At 27.5% G+C, this 17392-nt stretch carries 15 protein-coding genes; 12 read left to right on the top strand and 3 right to left on the bottom strand.

Annotated elements, in window-relative coordinates; translation table 11 throughout:
* The first annotated feature begins 16 nt into the window (after positions 1-16).
* From CRIB_RS01600 to ybaK, 8 genes are all read left to right on the top strand, one after another.
* Complete coding sequence (locus tag CRIB_RS01600; protein ID WP_180702821.1) at positions 17-1282, top strand: 30S ribosomal protein S1; 1266 nt, start codon at positions 17-19, stop codon at positions 1280-1282.
* Between the two features lie 66 nt (positions 1283-1348).
* Entirely contained in the window at positions 1349-2062 is a 714-nt protein-coding gene (locus tag CRIB_RS01605; protein WP_180702822.1) for a phosphatase, read from the top strand.
* A gap of 208 nt (positions 2063-2270) precedes the next feature.
* Positions 2271-4235, top strand: coding sequence for a YgiQ family radical SAM protein (locus CRIB_RS01610; protein ID WP_180702823.1), 1965 nt, complete (start codon positions 2271-2273; stop codon positions 4233-4235).
* Positions 4236-4384: 149 nt separating this feature from the next.
* Entirely contained in the window at positions 4385-4945 is a 561-nt protein-coding gene (locus CRIB_RS01615) for an ECF-type riboflavin transporter substrate-binding protein (RefSeq protein WP_180702824.1), read from the top strand.
* Positions 4946-4961: 16 nt separating this feature from the next.
* Positions 4962-6662: an ABC transporter ATP-binding protein gene (locus tag CRIB_RS01620; RefSeq protein WP_180702825.1), complete on the top strand. Its 1701-nt coding sequence runs from the start codon at positions 4962-4964 to the stop codon at positions 6660-6662.
* 2 nt (positions 6663-6664) lie between these two features.
* Positions 6665-7495: an energy-coupling factor transporter transmembrane component T family protein gene (locus tag CRIB_RS01625; RefSeq protein WP_180702826.1), complete on the top strand. Its 831-nt coding sequence runs from the start codon at positions 6665-6667 to the stop codon at positions 7493-7495.
* 558 nt (positions 7496-8053) lie between these two features.
* Positions 8054-9847 carry an aminopeptidase P family protein gene (locus CRIB_RS01630; protein ID WP_180703631.1) on the top strand — a complete coding sequence of 598 codons (1794 nt, stop codon included), beginning with the start codon at positions 8054-8056 and terminating at the stop codon, positions 9845-9847.
* Between the two features lie 187 nt (positions 9848-10034).
* Positions 10035-10514, top strand: a complete 480-nt coding sequence (ybaK, locus tag CRIB_RS01635) for a Cys-tRNA(Pro) deacylase (protein WP_180702827.1) — start codon at positions 10035-10037, stop codon at positions 10512-10514.
* Between the two features lie 177 nt (positions 10515-10691).
* On the opposite strand, the gene CRIB_RS01640 is transcribed toward ybaK, so the two are convergent.
* Positions 10692-11132 carry a threonine/serine exporter family protein gene (locus tag CRIB_RS01640; RefSeq protein ID WP_180702828.1) on the bottom strand — a complete coding sequence of 147 codons (441 nt, stop codon included), beginning with the start codon at positions 11130-11132 and terminating at the stop codon, positions 10692-10694.
* 1 nt (position 11133) lies between these two features.
* Positions 11134-11895: a threonine/serine exporter family protein gene (locus CRIB_RS01645; RefSeq protein WP_180702829.1), complete on the bottom strand. Its 762-nt coding sequence runs from the start codon at positions 11893-11895 to the stop codon at positions 11134-11136.
* Between the two features lie 166 nt (positions 11896-12061).
* Here CRIB_RS01645 and CRIB_RS01650 point away from each other — a divergent pair, with 166 nt between their 5' ends.
* On the top strand, positions 12062-13036 hold the full coding sequence (locus CRIB_RS01650; RefSeq protein WP_180702830.1) for a dipeptidase: 975 nt from the start codon (positions 12062-12064) through the stop codon (positions 13034-13036).
* A gap of 489 nt (positions 13037-13525) precedes the next feature.
* Here CRIB_RS01650 and CRIB_RS01655 read toward each other — a convergent pair whose 3' ends face one another.
* Positions 13526-14365 carry a CvfB family protein gene (locus tag CRIB_RS01655; protein ID WP_180702831.1) on the bottom strand — a complete coding sequence of 280 codons (840 nt, stop codon included), beginning with the start codon at positions 14363-14365 and terminating at the stop codon, positions 13526-13528.
* Between the two features lie 500 nt (positions 14366-14865).
* Here CRIB_RS01655 and CRIB_RS01660 point away from each other — a divergent pair, with 500 nt between their 5' ends.
* Genes CRIB_RS01660 through CRIB_RS01670 form a run of 3 tightly spaced genes read left to right on the top strand, consistent with a single transcriptional unit; the run spans position 14866 to position 17303 of the window.
* On the top strand, positions 14866-15405 hold the full coding sequence (locus CRIB_RS01660; RefSeq protein ID WP_180702832.1) for a helix-turn-helix domain-containing protein: 540 nt from the start codon (positions 14866-14868) through the stop codon (positions 15403-15405).
* Between the two features lie 16 nt (positions 15406-15421).
* Entirely contained in the window at positions 15422-16465 is a 1044-nt protein-coding gene (gene potA, locus CRIB_RS01665) for a spermidine/putrescine ABC transporter ATP-binding protein (protein WP_180702833.1), read from the top strand.
* Position 16466: 1 nt separating this feature from the next.
* Entirely contained in the window at positions 16467-17303 is an 837-nt protein-coding gene (locus CRIB_RS01670) for an ABC transporter permease (RefSeq protein WP_180702834.1), read from the top strand.
* Positions 17304-17392: the final 89 nt, after the last annotated feature.

The raw sequence follows: 17392 nt of genomic DNA on the forward strand, positions 1-17392 counted from the left end.
AAAGGACGAATAGATTATGACAAATAATTTAACTATGCAAGAATTATTAGAACAGCAAGAACAAGAATTTAATCAAGTTAAGGCTGGTCAAATTATAACAGGTAAAATATCTAAAATATCTAACGATGAAGTTGTTGTAGAATTAAACTACGGATTTGATGGAGTAATAAAAAATGAAGAATTAAATTTACCTAAAGGTAAGTATGCTAGCGACGTATACAATGTAGGAGATGAAATAACTGCTGTTATAACTAGAGTTTATCAAAAAGATGGAATAATAAATTTATCAAAATTGCAGTTAGATGAAAAAGCAGATTACTCAGATTTAGAAAAAGCTTTCAATGAACATAGAATATTAACTGTTCAAGTAGAAAAAGCTATAGAAAGAGGAGTTTTTGCTAAACATAACACACAAACTTTATTTATACCTATATCTCAATTAGATACTAAATTTGTTGAAAAAACAGAAAATTATGTAGGTAAAAATTTAGAAGTATACATAAAAGAATTAGATGCTAAGAAAAATAGAATAGTTGCAACACACAGAGAAGTATTACAAGAACGTTTAGATAAAGAAAGAGAAGAAAGAAGAGCTAGAATAAAAGCGGAAAAAGAGGCTGAAAGAGCTAGAATAAAGGCAGAGAAAGAAGCTCATATAGCAAAAGTAAAAGCAGAAAAAGAAGAGTTATTTAATTCTTTAGAAGTTGGTCAAAAAAGAGAAGGTAAAGTTAGCAAATTAATGCCTTACGGAGCTTTTGTTGATATCGGAGGTATAGAAGGATTACTTCACTTAAATAACTTATCTTGGGAAAAAGTAGAATCGGTAGAAGATATGTTATCAGAGGGTCAAGAGGTACAAGTTTATGTTCTTGATATAGATAAAGAAAATAAAAAGTTTGCATTAGCTTTAAAAGATATAAATAATGATCCATGGGAATTAATAAAACAAGATGTTCAATTAGATGATATTGTAAGTGGTGAAGTTGTTAGAATAATAGAAAAAGGTGCAATAGTTAAAATAAGAGAAGGTGTAGATGCATTCTTACCTATATCTGAATTAAGTGAAGAAAGAGTTATAAAAGTTAGTAGTGTAGTTAATATAGGTGATACAATTAACGCTATGGTAATAGATTTTAAACCTAAAAATAGAAGAATGGTTTTATCTATAAAAGAAGCAAATAGAGAGCCTGAAGAAGATTATTCTGAATACCTAGAAACAGAAGACTCATTAGGTAGTTTAGGAGAATTATTTAAAGATAAGTTTAAAAATTTACAAAAATAATATAACAAGTACAAGGTATATTTAAAGATATATCTTGTACTTAATTTATAGAGAAAGGACAATTATATGAAAGCTTTAATTGATTTACATACGCATACGCTTGTAAGTGGACATGCATACAGCACTATTAAAGAAAATGTAGAAGCTGCAAGATTAGCAGGACTTAAATATATAGGTTTATCTGAACATGCTCCTGATATGCCGTCATCTCCTCATGCTTATTATTTCCAAAATGTTCATGTTATACCTAAGGAAATTAACGGAGTAAGGGTTATTCAAGGAATTGAAGCAAATATATTAGATTATGATGGGAATATAGATGTAACACCTGATATGGTGGTTCATATGAACTATATGTTAGTTAGTTTACATCCACCATGTATTACAGCAGGAACTAAAGAAGAAAATACAAATGCTGTAATAAAAGCTATGGATCATGAAAAAGTAAAAATAGTAGCACATTTAGATGATAGTAGATATCCAGTAGATTATGAAAAAGTAGTAAAAGCAGCTAAGGAAAAAAATATTGTATTTGAAGTTAATAATTCATCTTTAAAGCCAAATACTTTTAGAGAAGGTGCTTGGGAAAATGTTAAAGAATTGCTTAAGTACTGTAAAGAGTATGATGTTAGCGTAATAATGGGTAGTGATGCACACATATGTTATGATGTAGGCAACTTTGAATATGCAGAAAAAATAATAACAGATAATGATTTTCCTAAAGAATTAGTTTTAAATTATGATGAAGATAAAATATTAGAATTTTTAAATATAAAATAAGAATAATTTATATTGGTTGATGAAAAATCTCCATTATTACAGTTATCAAAAGATAATTCAATGTGATAATGGAGATTTTTGCGCTTAAAGAGGTTATAATATTTATTAAATTACCATTAAAAGAATTGACGTTTAATGATATAATTATAGTTTATAAGACAAAATAATGGATATATACAATAAAAGTATAAAATAAGCAGGTGATATAATGGAAAATAAATTTTTACCAATATGTAAGCAAGACATGATAGATAGAGGATGGGATCAACTTGATTTTGTACTAGTTACAGGAGATGCATATGTTGACCATCACAGTTTCGGAACTGCAATAATATCTAGAGTATTAGAAAATGCAGGATATAAAGTAGGTATAATAGCGCAACCTGATTGGAAAACTACAGATGATTTTATGAAACTAGGAAAACCAAGACTTGGATTCTTAGTAAACTCAGGAAATATGGACTCTATGGTAAATCATTACTCAGTAAGTAAAAAACATAGAGATAAAGATATGTATTCTCCGGGTGGAAAAATGGGATGTAGACCAGATAGAGCTGTTATAGTTTATTGCAATAAAATAAGAGAAGCATATAAGGATGTAAACATAGTAATAGGTGGGATAGAAGCAAGTTTAAGAAGATTTGCTCACTATGATTATTGGAGCGATAGAGTTAGAAAATCTATATTAATAGATAGTGGAGCAGACTTACTAGTTTACGGAATGAGTGAAAAACAAATAGTAGAAGTTGCAAATGCATTAAATGATGGATTTGATCCTAAATATATAAGACATATAAATGGGACTTGCTATGTTGCAGATACTAAAGAAGAAATATATGATGATTATGTAGAAATACCATCATATAAAGAAATATGTGAAAGTAAAGAAACTTATGCAAAAGCTTTTAAAATTCAATATGATGAACAAGATCCATTTAGAGGAAAAGCAATAATACAAAAACATGGTGATAAGTATTTAGTTCAAAATAAACCAGAGGCACCATTAAATAGAGAAGAGTTAGATGCAGTTTATGCATTACCATATGCTAAGGATTATCATCCTATATATAAAGATATGGGAGGAATACCTGCCATAGAAGAAGTTAAATTTGGTATAGTAAGTTCTAGAGGATGTTTTGGTAGTTGTTCATTCTGTGCAATTACATTCCATCAAGGAAGAGCAGTACAAAGTAGAAGTCATGAATCTATACTAGAAGAAGCTAAATATATAACAGAGCTTCCAGATTTTAAAGGATATATACATGATATTGGAGGTCCTACTGCAAACTTTAGACATGAAGCATGTAAAAAGCAAATAACAAAGGGGGCTTGTAAGCATAGACAATGTCTTCATCCAGATCCATGTAAAAATTTAAAAGTTGATCATACTGACTTTGTACAACTTCTTAGAAAAGTAAGAAGTTTACCTAAAGTTAAGAAGGTATTTGTGCGTTCGGGAATAAGATATGATTATGTGATGGCGGATAAAGACAACAAGTTCATGAGAGAATTAATTGAGCACCATGTTAGTGGTCAGTTAAAAGTTGCACCAGAACATATTGCAGAAGAAGTTTTACAATATATGCAAAAACCAGCAGGAAACACATATGATAGATTTAGACAAAAGTTCTTTGATATAACTGAACAAGTAGGGAAAAAGCAATACATTATACCTTATTTAATGTCATCTCATCCAGGTTCTACACTTAATAGTGCTATAGAACTTGCTGAGTACTTAAGAGATATAAAATATCAACCAGAACAAGTTCAAGATTTTTATCCAACTCCAGGTACATTATCTACTACAATGTTCTATACAGGTCTTGATCCATTAACTATGAAGCCTGTATACGTGCCAAAATCAAAGCATGAAAAGGCAATGCAAAGAGCATTATTACAATATAGTGCTCCGAGAAACTATGAATTAGTTCATCAAGCATTAGTTGAAGCAGGTAGAGAAGATTTAATTGGTATGGCTCCAAGGTGTTTAATAAAACCAAGAGAAGCAAGAGGTTATTTAAATAGAGCTAATTCGAATAAAAAAGGAAATAAAAAAACTGATAATAAAAATTCTAAACAAAGAAGTAATTCAAAAGGTGGCTCTTCAAGAGGGAAAAATACTAATGAAAGAAACTCTAAAAATACGAGTAAACAGAAAAGAAAAAGAAGATAATATAAATAATAAAAGGATATGAGTAAACATCATATCCTTTTATTGTATAACTTGACTTTATTGACAATTTTCGAGTTTAACATTATACTAAAATTTGTGTTAAATTTAAAGAAATGAGAAATATACATCTAAAATAGAGAGGTATAATAATGAAAAATAAAAACAAATTTTCAATAAGAACTATAGTTGCAGTCGGAATTGGAGCAGCTATATTTATGATACTAGGAAGATTTGGATCTATACCAAGTGGGATACCTAATACAAATATAGAAACAGCATATGCATATTTAGCATTAATGTCAATATTATATGGTCCTGCAGCAGGATTTTTGATAGGACTTATAGGTCATGGACTTAAGGATTTAGTATTTTATGGGATGCCATGGTTTAGTTGGGTAATATCTTCAGCAATGGTAGGCCTTATTATCGGATTAGTATGGAAAAAAATAAGAGTAAATGATGGAGATTTCGGAATTAAACAGGCAATTTTATTTAATATTACTCAAATTATAGCAAATGTAGTTGCTTGGTTTATCGTGGCACCTACTTTAGATATAGTAATATATATGGAGCCTGCTAATAAGGTTTATCTTCAAGGTGCTATAGGCGGTATTTCTAATATGATTACAATAGGAATATTAGGTACTTTATTATTATCAACTTACTCTAAAACTAAGATCAAAACGGGTAGCTTAAGAGTAGAAGAATAGAAAGAAAGGAGAAATCATGAAAAAAAAGATTATAGAATTTAAAGATTTTAGCTTTCAATATAGAGTACAAGCTGAGCCTACAGTAAAAAATATAAACTTAACTATATATGAAGGTGAAAAAGTGCTTATAGTAGGGCCATCAGGATCAGGAAAAAGTACTTTATCACACTGTATAAATGGACTTGCACCATTTTTCTATGATGGATTTGTAACGGGACAGTTAAGTATAAATGGTAATGATGCAACAAAAATGAATATATTTGAGATATCTAAGATTGTAGGAACAGTTCTTCAGGACCCAGATAGTCAATTTATAGGTCTTACAGTTGGAGAAGATATAGCGTTTAAATTAGAAAACTACTGTGTAAGCCAGGATGAAATGATAGATAAGGTAAATAAATCAGCTGAATTGGTTGACATAAAGAAGGAACTTTATACATCACCATATAAATTATCTGGTGGTCAAAAACAAAGAGTAACTTTAGCAGGGGTTACTGTAGATGATGTAAAGATACTTTTATTTGATGAGCCTTTAGCTAGTTTAGATCCAGCTACTGGAGAAAGTGCTATAGAATTAATAGATAAGATGCAAAAACAAAATAACAAAACTGCAATCATTATAGAACATAGATTAGAAGATGTATTACATTGTGATGTAGACAGAGTAATCGTGATGGATAAAGGTGAAATAATAGCTGATACTACTATAGATGAAATAATACGTAAAGATATTTTGAGAAAAGTAGGAATTAGGGAGCCACTATATTTAACAGCTTTAAGATATGCTAATTGTGAGATAAATAATACTTTAAACTTAAAAAATATAGAAACTCTAGAACTTGGAGAATACAAAGAAAAAATAAAAGCTTGGTATGAAAATATAGAGGCTTATGAAAGTGATGAAAATAAAAATCCAATATTAGAATTGGATAATGTTAACTTCTCATATAATAAAGAAAAGCAAATATTAAAAAATGTATCTTTTAAAATAAATAAAGGAGATATGGCTGCTATAGTAGGAAGAAATGGTGCGGGAAAATCTACTATATCTAAGTTAGTTTGTGGATTCTATAAACCGACTAGTGGAAGAATATTATTTGATGGAAACGATATGGTAGATGATACTATAAAAGAGCGTTCAGAAAAAATTGGATTTGTTATGCAAAATCCTAATCAGATGATATCTAAAACGATGGTATATGATGAAGTTGCATTTGGACTTAAAATAAGGGGATTATCTGATTCTCAAATAAAAGAAAGAGTATATGAAACATTAAAAATATGTGGATTATATGGATATAGAAATTGGCCAATATCAGCACTTAGCTTTGGTCAAAAGAAAAGAGTAACTATAGCGTCTATATTAGTTTTAAATCCAGAAATGATAATACTTGATGAGCCTACGGCTGGACAAGACTTTAAGCATTATACTGAAATAATGGAGTTTTTAGTAGATTTAAATAAAAAAGGTGTTACTATATTGATGGTTACTCATGATATGCATTTAATGCTAGAATATACAAATAAGGTTATAGTTTTATCTGAAGGAGAAAAGATAGCTGATAATATTCCAGCGTATGTATTAACTAATAAAGAGATTATAGAAAAAGCTAATTTAAAAGAAACTTCATTACATCAGTTAGCTTTAAAATGTAATATAGAAGATACAACTAAGTTTGTAAATAGATTTATAGATTATGATAGGAGAGTGAGATAGACATGAATACAGAAATGTTGTCATATATAAAGAAAGACTCACCTATTCATAAGTCAACAGGTGCTACAAAGCTAATATGTTTTTTACTTTGGACAATAGCAGCTATGATAACATATGATACAAGAGTTTTAATAGGACTATTTATAGTAGGGATAATAGCATTTAAAATATCTAAAATAAAGTTTAAAGATGTATCTTTTATACTTTACTTTATATTATTTTTCTTGGCATTAAATGCTTTACTAATATTTGTATTCTCACCGTATGAAGGTGTAGAAATATATGGAAGCAGAACGGACTTATTCCATTTAATAGGTCCTTATACAGTGACAAAAGAACAATTATTTTATGAATTAAATGTAATATTAAAATACTTTGCAACAATACCTATGGCTCTGTTATTTATACTTACAACAGACCCTAGTGAGTTTGCAGCATCTTTAAATAAGATAGGTATAAGTTATAAAGTAGCATATACTGTATCAATTGCTCTTAGGTATATACCAGATGTTCAAAGAGATTATAAAGATATATCATTTGCTCAACAAGCAAGAGGCATAGATTTATCAAGTAAAGAAAAATTATCAAAGAGAATAAGAAATTCTGCAGCAATACTTATGCCGCTGATATTTTCTAGTTTAGAAAGAATAGATAAAATTAGTTTAGCAATGGAGCTTAGAGCGTTTGGAAATAATAAAAAGCGTACTTGGTATAATAGTAGAAAATTTGGAAAAACAGACTATATATCAATAGCTATACTGCTAATAATAGTAGCTATATCTATAGCGATGGTTAAAGTAAATGGATCAAGATTTTATAATCCATTTATGTAGATAATAAAAGAATGAGGTTTAATGCCTCATTCTTTTTTACATATAAGGAAATTATATCATAAGTATATTTGAGGATAACCTATAAATATAAGTTATATCAATAACTTTATAAACGTAAAAAATGAAATTTTTGAGCAACGGATGTATCCGTAGCGGTAGCAAGGATATATCGTTGGCGACATGAGCGAAGCGAATTTTTTATTTACATATTTTAAGGAGATATATTAATAGATTATAGAATTATAGAAAATACTATGGTAGTATCACTTGAATATAAATATTATGAATTAATGAAATTTTATGATGAATGTAAAAATATATTTTAAGATTTTAAGGAAAGGAATAAGACAAAGTGTTAATATAATTATAAGAAGATAGATTTAAAATATAATAATAGAAAAATGATTTAACTTTAATACTGTGAAAATAAGTAAATGAAGTACAATTTAAGATAAAAAAGAAATTTATATAGGTATAAAAATATATAAATTTAGATTTTTAATTTTCTATATAGATATACATAGATAAAATAAAAATACTATGAAAAGGAGTACATATATTATGATAAAACAAAGAATAGAGAAGATAAGAGATTTAATGAAAGAAAAAAATATATATGCATATATAGTTCCATCATCAGATTATCATCAAAGTGAATATGTAGGTGATTATTTTAAGTCTAGAGAATTTATGTCAGGTTTTACAGGGTCAGCAGGAACTTTAATAATATCTATGGATGAAGCGGGGCTTTGGACTGATGGAAGATATTTTATACAAGCAGAGAATGAGTTAAAAGATAGTGGTATAAAGCTATTTAAAATGGGAGAAGAGGGTGTACCTACTATAGAAGAATATTTATTAGAAAAATTACCTAAAAACTCTACTCTTGGATTTGATGGAAGAGTAATGTCTGTAAAAGAAGGACAAAGCCTTGCAAGTAAATTATCATTTAAAGGGATAAATATTGAATATAAATATGACTTAGTTAATGATATCTGGAAAGAGAGATGTTCATTGCCTACAGAAAAAGCATTTTTATTAGATATTGAATATAGTGGGGAAAACTTTAGTGATAAGTTATCTAGAATAAGAACAGTAATGAAAGAGAAAAAAGCTACTATTCATATTTTAGCATCTTTAGATGATATAGCTTGGTTATTTAACATAAGAGGTAGAGATATAAAATCAAATCCTGTAGTATTATCATATGCAATTATAGGTATTGATAGTGTTTATTTATTTATTGATAAAAATAAGATAAGTGAAGATATAAGAACAGAATTAAGTAAAGAAAATGTTCAGATAAAAGGATATGAAGAAGTATATGAGTTTATAAAAAATATAGATGAGAATGAAGTTGTTTTAATAGATACATCAAAAGTAAATTATGCAATATATAACAATATACCATCTAATGTTCGTAAAATAGAAGAAAGAAATCCATCTACATTATTTAAGTCAATAAAAAATAAAATAGAATTAAAGAATATAAGAAATAGTCATATAAAGGATGGGGTAGCATTTACTAAGTTTATGTACTGGTTAAAAAATAATATAGGAAAGATGGAAATAACAGAAATTAGTGCTACACAAAAATTAGAAGATTTTAGAAGGGAACAAGAGAAATTTATAGAACCGAGTTTTTCAACTATAGCTGCGTATAAAGAACATGCAGCTATGATGCATTATAGTGCCACAGAAGAAAGTAATTACAAATTAGAGCCAAGAGATTTATTCTTAGTAGATTCAGGTGGTCAATATTTTGATGGTACAACTGATATAACAAGGACTATAGCGTTAGGACCTATCCCTAAACATGTTAGAAGAGACTTTACAAATGTTGTTAGGGGAATGATTAGACTTTCGAAAGCTAAATTTTTATATGGATGTAGAGGCTATAATTTAGATATTCTTGCTAGAGGTCCGTTATGGGAAGAAGGAATAGATTATAAATGTGGTACAGGACATGGAATAGGATTTGTATTAAATGTACATGAAGGTCCTAATGGATTTAGATGGAAAGTAAGAGAAGGCATAGATGATAATTGCATATTAGAAGAAGGCATGGTCACAACGAATGAACCAGGAGTATATGTAGAAAATTCTCACGGAATTAGAATAGAAAATGAAATAGTAGTTAGAAAATCAGATAAAAATGAATATGGCCAATTTATGGACTTTGAAGTAATTACATTTGCACCAATTGATTTAGATGCGATAGATGAAAGTCTTATCCTAGAAGATGAAAGAATTTATTTAAATAATTATCACAAACAAGTATATGATAAGATTTCACCATATTTAAATGAAGAAGAGAAGCACTGGTTAAAGACTTATACAAGAGAAATATAGAGAACTATTTTATATGAAACTAAGTACTTTATAATGGTTTAAATTATAAACATTTAATTAAGTATATAATTATAAATATCTATAAAAAGTCCTCATTTAAAATTTTAAATGGAGGACTTTATATATTAAAAATAGAGCGTATTATAAAAAAGATTAATAATTAAGATGAGAGTAAGAGGGTTAGAGTATGTCAAAAGTAAAAACTAATGCAATGAGAATATTAGATTCTAATAAAATAAATTATAATATGTTATCTTATGAAACTAAAAAAGGTGAACATATGGATGGTGTAGAAGTTGCACATCAGATAGGGAAAGATGTAAGTGAAGTATATAAAACTTTAGTCGTTCAAGGTGCTAGCAAAAGTATTTATGTTTATGTTATACCTGTAAATGAAAATTTAGATTTGAAAAAAGCCGCTAAAGTAGCTAGTGAGAAAAACGTAGCAATGATTAATGTGAATGATATAAATAAATTTACTGGATATATAAGAGGAGGATGTTCACCTATCGGTATGAAAAAGCTGTACAAAACATTTGTGAATGAAAGTGCAAAAGAACTTAGCGTCATGATAGTTAGTGCAGGTAAGATTGGATATCAAGTTGAATTATCTCCTATAGATTTACAGAAATTAATAAAGTGTGAATTTAGAGATATAGTTAAATAAAATTTAAAATATTTATTTAAAATTATGTATAATACTTCTAATAAGGGTAAATAATGATATTAGAAATATTTTACTCCCACAAACATTAGATATTTCTTATCCTTTTAAAATACCTAGTAAATAAGTAGGTACTTTAGCATATAAAAAACTCTAGTAAATACTAGAGTTTTTTATATGCTATTTAATTTTCTTATATTTTTTATTTAATGTGTGATTTCTATAAAGTGCAGATATCAATATTATACCTAAAGCGAGTGTGCAAGCATTAGATATAGTAGTAAAACCATAGTCTACAGCTAGTATATAATTTTTTATTAAAAAAGAATATAATGTGTTATAAATTCCATAACCAGGAACTAATGGTATTAGACAGCAAACACTTAAGATTGTAGATGGTGTTTTGTATAAACGTGCACAAGTCTCGCAATATATACTAAATCCAACTGATGCAATAAAAAGAGAAGAGGTTTCACAAATGCCAATTTGGATACAGAATTTATATAAAAACCAACCAATAGCTCCACCACAGCCAGCAATTATTAAATATTTTCCTTTTATATTAAAAAGTATTCCAAAAGAATATGCAACAAAAAATGCTGCTATTACTTCAATTAGCATATTAAAATCCTCCAAGTCTTAAATAAATGCGGAGGATAGAACCTGTTCCGATAGCTGCAGAGAGACCTATGAAAAATGCTTCAGCAGCACGAGTGAGTCCAGATACTAGTTGACCCTCTAGTAAATCTCTAATAGAATTTGTAAGTGCAAGTCCTGGAACTAATAGCATTATACTTCCAGCTATTAATTTATTCAACTCATTAATTATTCCAAAATGAAGACATATTATAGAAGAAGTAGCTACAAAACTTCCACAAATTATATTTAGAAAAAAATCATTTAAGTTATATTTTTGAAGAGTTATAGATATTAATTTAGTTAAAACTCCTATAAAAAATGCACATAAAAACTCTCTAATTTTTCCATCAAAGAGTATTGTAAATGTGGAAGTAGCAATTCCGGCAAAAAATAAAGTTTTACTTAAAGGGTAACAATTAGATTTACATATATCTTTTAATTTCTTCTCACAAATATCAATACTAAGTCTATGTTGATAGATTTCTCTAGATAAAGAATTTATATTATGTACCATGTTTAAATCTATTCCTCTATAATTGATTCTTTTTACAATAGAATGAATTTCTCCGTTAAATAATATAGATATCATGACTGCAGTTGGAGAAGCAAATACTTCAACTTCATCAACATCAAAAGATTGGCATATCCTAGACACAGTTTCTTCAACTCGATAAGTTTCCCCTCCACTTTGTAACATTAATTTTCCTGCATCTGAAGAAAATTTAAGTAATTTATTAATATTCATAAAAACCCTCCTTTTAAATAATAACGTAGGAATTATTACATTATATGTAAATTGAATGTACCATTATCTAAAATATTGAAAATTTAACTTTATTTAAATGTATAATAGATAAAATAATATTAATGATATATAATTTAAATCAATAATGCAAAAAAGGAGAGATTATATGATATTTGATGCTCATTGTGATATATGGACTCATGTAGCTAGAAAAAGGCTAGAGGGGGAACAAGATATTATTCGAAAATATCACTTAAATAAATTTAAAGAATCGGATATAAATGGAGGTATATTTGTTGTTTGGGTAGATCCGCCTTATGATAAAAATCCTAAATATAGAACTAAGCAAATATTAGATAAAATACAAGAAGAAATAAAAGATAGTGATGATATAGTGCAGATAATTAATAATAGTGAAGACTTTGATAAAGCTAAGGAACATAATAAGATAGCTATATTAATAGGCATGGAAGGCTTACAAGCTATAGACGATAATATAGATGATATAGAAAAATTATATTCATTTGGGGTTAGACATGCGAGCCTTACTTGGAATGAAGAAAATAAATTAGCAACAGGAGCAAAGGGAAATATTGAAAGAGGTTTAACTGAAGATGGAGCAAAACTTGTACGAAAAATGGAAAAATTAGGTATGGTGCTGGATGTATCTCATGCCAATGAAAAGACTTTTTGGGATATATGTAAAGTGGCAACGAAACCATTTATAGCATCACATTCGAATTGTCGAAGTCTTTGTGATGTTCCTAGAAATCTTACAGACGATCAGTTAAGAGAAATTGCTTCACGAAATGGAGTAGTAGGGATAAATTCATATGAAGAATTTGTAAGCTCAAACTTAGAAAAACGAACAATAGAAGGTTTGGTAGATCATATAGACCATATGGTAGAAGTGATGGGAATTAATCATATAGGTTTAGGGTTTGACTTTGCTGAATATATGAATTCAGAAACATTAAAGCATTATGCAAGTACCTATACGTATGGAGTTAGAGGTCTTGAAGATACTACTAAAGCTAAAAATATAATAAATGCATTAGAAACGAGAGGTTATTCTAAAGAAGATATAGAGAAAATATGTTATAAAAACTTCTACAGAGTTATCAAAGAGATAATAAAATAAATTAGATGAATATATAATTTAATATATTATATTAGAGTTATCTTTATTTAATTTATCCTATATTGTTAATAAAAATAAGATTGTAAGAGAAGTAGTTATTTTCTGGGAAATAATTATATAAAATGTCTAGTTAGATATCATTTATTAACGAATAAAGTAGAAAAAAATCAATTTATAGATAAAATAATTGCAAGTAATAATAATGTTGCCTAAATAATACAATGGGGATATCAACATAACGATAAGTTTAGATAGATATATTTTTCATATTTGAATTGGCTAAAAAGCATAGGATATTAATATTAAATGGTTAGCAAGTTAGAATAATCACCTTGGTATATATGTGTATCTTTTGCCAATTTATATGGTGAGCAATATATTGAAATTGGTAAAGGAATAAATTAATTATTTGATTAATATGCTAATGAGTGACAAAATTCTAATAAATAAAAATAAGGATTTCGAATAATTTGAAATCCTTATTTTTATTTATTTTAAATATGTTCCGTTTTCATTTTGATATATTAAATCTTTTTTCATAAGAACTCCTAAAGCTCTTTTAAAATTTTTCTTACTAGTATTAAATACAGTAGCTAATTCTTCTGGTGTAGATTTATCATTAAATCTCATATACCCGTCAGCACCTTCTAAATAATTCATTATAGATTTTTCTAATATATCTAATTCTTCTTTTCTACTTTGTCTAGGTGATAATCCAAGTTTATCATCTTCATAAATATTTATAACATTTAAAGTTAACTTATCTCCTATATTCAATTCAGTGAAATATTCATTGTGAAGTATAACTCCTGCATATTTGTTGTCAACACATATCATAGCAGAGTTATTAGTTTGGAATCCATATACTATACCTTCTACACTATCACCAATATTATAGTTATGATCTGTAGTAAGATATTGATCTATATCTGTAGTTGCTGCAAGTCTTCCTGTTTTATCTAAGTATATATAGAATAAATATCTATGACCCTTTTCTAAATCGTAAGTTTTAGCTTTAAAAGGAACTAATATATCTTTTTGTAATCCAATATCTATAAAGCTTCCTATTTTAGTATGAGCAACTACCTTTAAGTAAGCAATTTCATTTACCTTAGCTTTTGGAGGTATCAAAGTAGCAGCTTTTCTACCTTCTGAGTCTTTATATATAAATGCATTAACTATATCTCCAACATTAATTTCGTTTTTACCAATTAATCTTTTATGAAGAAGTATATCATCTTTCGAGTTATTAGTTTTTCCATCTAAGAAATAACCAAAATCAGTAGATCTTTTAACTTCAAGTGTATTAAAATCTCCTATTTTTATCAAATTTTTCATCTCCTTACATATTAATATTTAGTGATTGCAATTTATATATAATATCATAAAAAAAAGATATATTATAGGCTAAAACGGAATTTTAATATATAAGAAATAAAAATATTATTAAATTTGTCATAATTATAAAAATAAATAATAAAAATATAAGTTTACTCTTATTTTATGAGTAAGTTAATATATATTGCAAATTATATAAATAAGGACATTTAAAACGGTAAAGTTTTATTTAAAAATAAATATTAAATAATTTTATGAATTTTAAAAATAAGTTAGAGATACTAAACTTTATAAATATTAATATAAACATAAAATTAAGTCTCTATATTAAAAACATTGAAATTTAAGGATTGTGTTTATTAGGACAAAAAATAAAAATAATAAAAAAACTATTGAATAATATAATCATTTTTTATATAATGAATTTTGTTGTTTAGAAATTTTAAACACAATGTTTACTTATAAAAACAAAATGACTAGGAGGTGGGACTATGGATATAGGTGAGAAAATAAAGCGTATGAGAATTGAAAAACAGTTAACGCAAGAAGAGTTAGCAAATAGGTGTGAATTATCTAAAGGATTTATATCGCAATTAGAAAATAACTTAACATCACCATCCATTGCTACCCTTATAGATATACTTGAAATACTAGGGACTAATTTAAGGGAATTTTTTAATGAGATAGTTGATGAGAGAATATGTTTTACAAAAGATGACATGTTTGAAACAGAAGATGAAGACTTAAAATATACTTTAAAATGGTTAGTACCTAATTCACAAAAAAATGAAATGGAACCGATAATAATAACTTTAGAGTCTGGTGGACAATATAAAGAAGAAAAACCACATGAAGGTGAAGAATTCGGATATGTTTTATCAGGTTCGATATATTTACATATAGGAGATAAGAAAAATAAAGTAAAAAAAGGTGAAAGTTTTTATTTCAAGCCAAGAGCTAATCATTATATATCAAATGCGGGTAAAACAGTTGCCAAGGTAATTTGGGTTAGTACTCCGCCATCATTTTAAGAAAGAGGTGTAATAATTGGTAGAAAATATAATTGAATTGAAGAATTTATGTAAATCTTATGATGAGTCAACTGTATTAGATAACTTTTCATTAAATATAAAAAAGAATGAATTTTTAACATTGTTAGGACCGAGTGGTTGTGGAAAAACTACTACTTTAAAGATAATAGCAGGATTTGAATATGCAGATGATGGTAAAGTAATTTTTGAAGGTAAAGATATAAATAATATACCTCCATATCAAAGACCGATAAATACAGTATTCCAAAAATATGCATTATTTCCTCATATGAATATATATGAAAATATAGCATTTGGATTAAGAATAAAAAAGTTACCAAAAGATGAAATTGATAGAAAAGTAAAGGAAATGTTAAAGTTAGTTGCCTTAGAGGGCTATGAAAATAGAAAAATAGACTCTTTAAGTGGAGGTCAACAGCAAAGAATAGCCATAGCAAGAGCGTTAGTTAATGAACCAAAGGTATTATTACTAGATGAACCTTTAGGTGCTCTAGATTTAAAGCTAAGACAAGAAATGCAAATTGAGTTAAAAAGAATGCAACAAAAGCTTGGAATAACTTTTATATTTGTAACTCATGATCAAGAAGAAGCACTTAGCATGTCTGATACGATAATAGTAATGAATAAAGGTAAAATACAACAAATGGGTACGCCAGAGGATATATACAATGAACCTAAAAACTCTTTTGTAGCTAAATTTATAGGAGAAAGTAATATATTTGATGGTATTATGTTAGATGACTTTAAGGTTGAATTTTGTAATAAAGTATTTGATTGTGTAGATAAGGGATTTGAAAAAAATGAAAATATAGAGGTTGTTATAAGACCTGAAGATATAAAAATGGTACAACCAAATGAAGGGATGATAAAAGGTATAGTTACATCTACAGTATTTAAAGGTGTACATTATGAAATCTTAGTTAAAGAAAATGATAGAATGTGGATGCTTCACAATACTAAGAGCGCAGAAGTTGGCTCAGAGTTAGGTATGGATATATACCCTGAAGATATTCACATAATGAGAAAAGTAGAGAATTAAGATGAAAAGAAAATCTTTTTTAGCTTATCCATATGTAATATGGAGTGCCATATTTATAGTAATCCCTTTAATACTAGTAGTACTTTTTAGCTTTACACAAGAAATTGACGGAAAACAAGTATTTTCTATAGCAAACTATAAAGATTTAATGGATCCAATTTATTTCAAAGTATTTTTTAGATCTGTAATTTTAGCAGGAGGTTCAACATTAATCTGTTTAATTGTAGGATACCCAGTAGCTTACTTAGTATCTAAGGTTAATGTTAGCAAAAGAGGAACATTAATATTATTATTTATATTGCCAATGTGGATGAACTTTTTACTTAGAACGTATGCATGGGTTGCAATACTTGGTAAGAATGGATTATTAAACACATTCTTAGGATGGTTTGGAATACCTCATACAAGTATTTTATATACTAATGCAGCTATATTACTTGGTATGGTTTATAATTTCCTACCGTTTATGGTGCTTCCTATATTTAATTCACTATCAAAAATGGATAATGATTTAATTAATGCAGCACGTGATTTAGGAGCAAATAGCTTCCAAGTATTTACTAAAGTTATATTCCCTTTAAGCTTACCGGGAGTTATATCTGGAATAACTATGGTATTTATGCCAGCAGTTACTACATTTGCTATATCTAGGTTATTAGGTGGAGGTAAGTTTATGCTTATAGGAGACCTAATAGAACAACAATTTACAGTAGTGGGAGATTGGAATTTTGGATCTGCTGTATCAATATTTATGATGATAATAATACTTATATCTATGGCTGTAATGTCTAGATTTGAGGATGAATCTGATAAGGAAGGCGGTGGGTTATTATTTTAAAGTTAAAGAAATATATATCTAATATTTATTTATTTTTAGTATTTTTATTTTTATATGCACCAATATTTGCTCTAGTTGTATTTTCTTTT

It is taken from the genome of Romboutsia ilealis (genome assembly GCF_900015215.1).
GTDB lineage: Bacteria > Bacillota > Clostridia > Peptostreptococcales > Peptostreptococcaceae > Romboutsia > Romboutsia ilealis.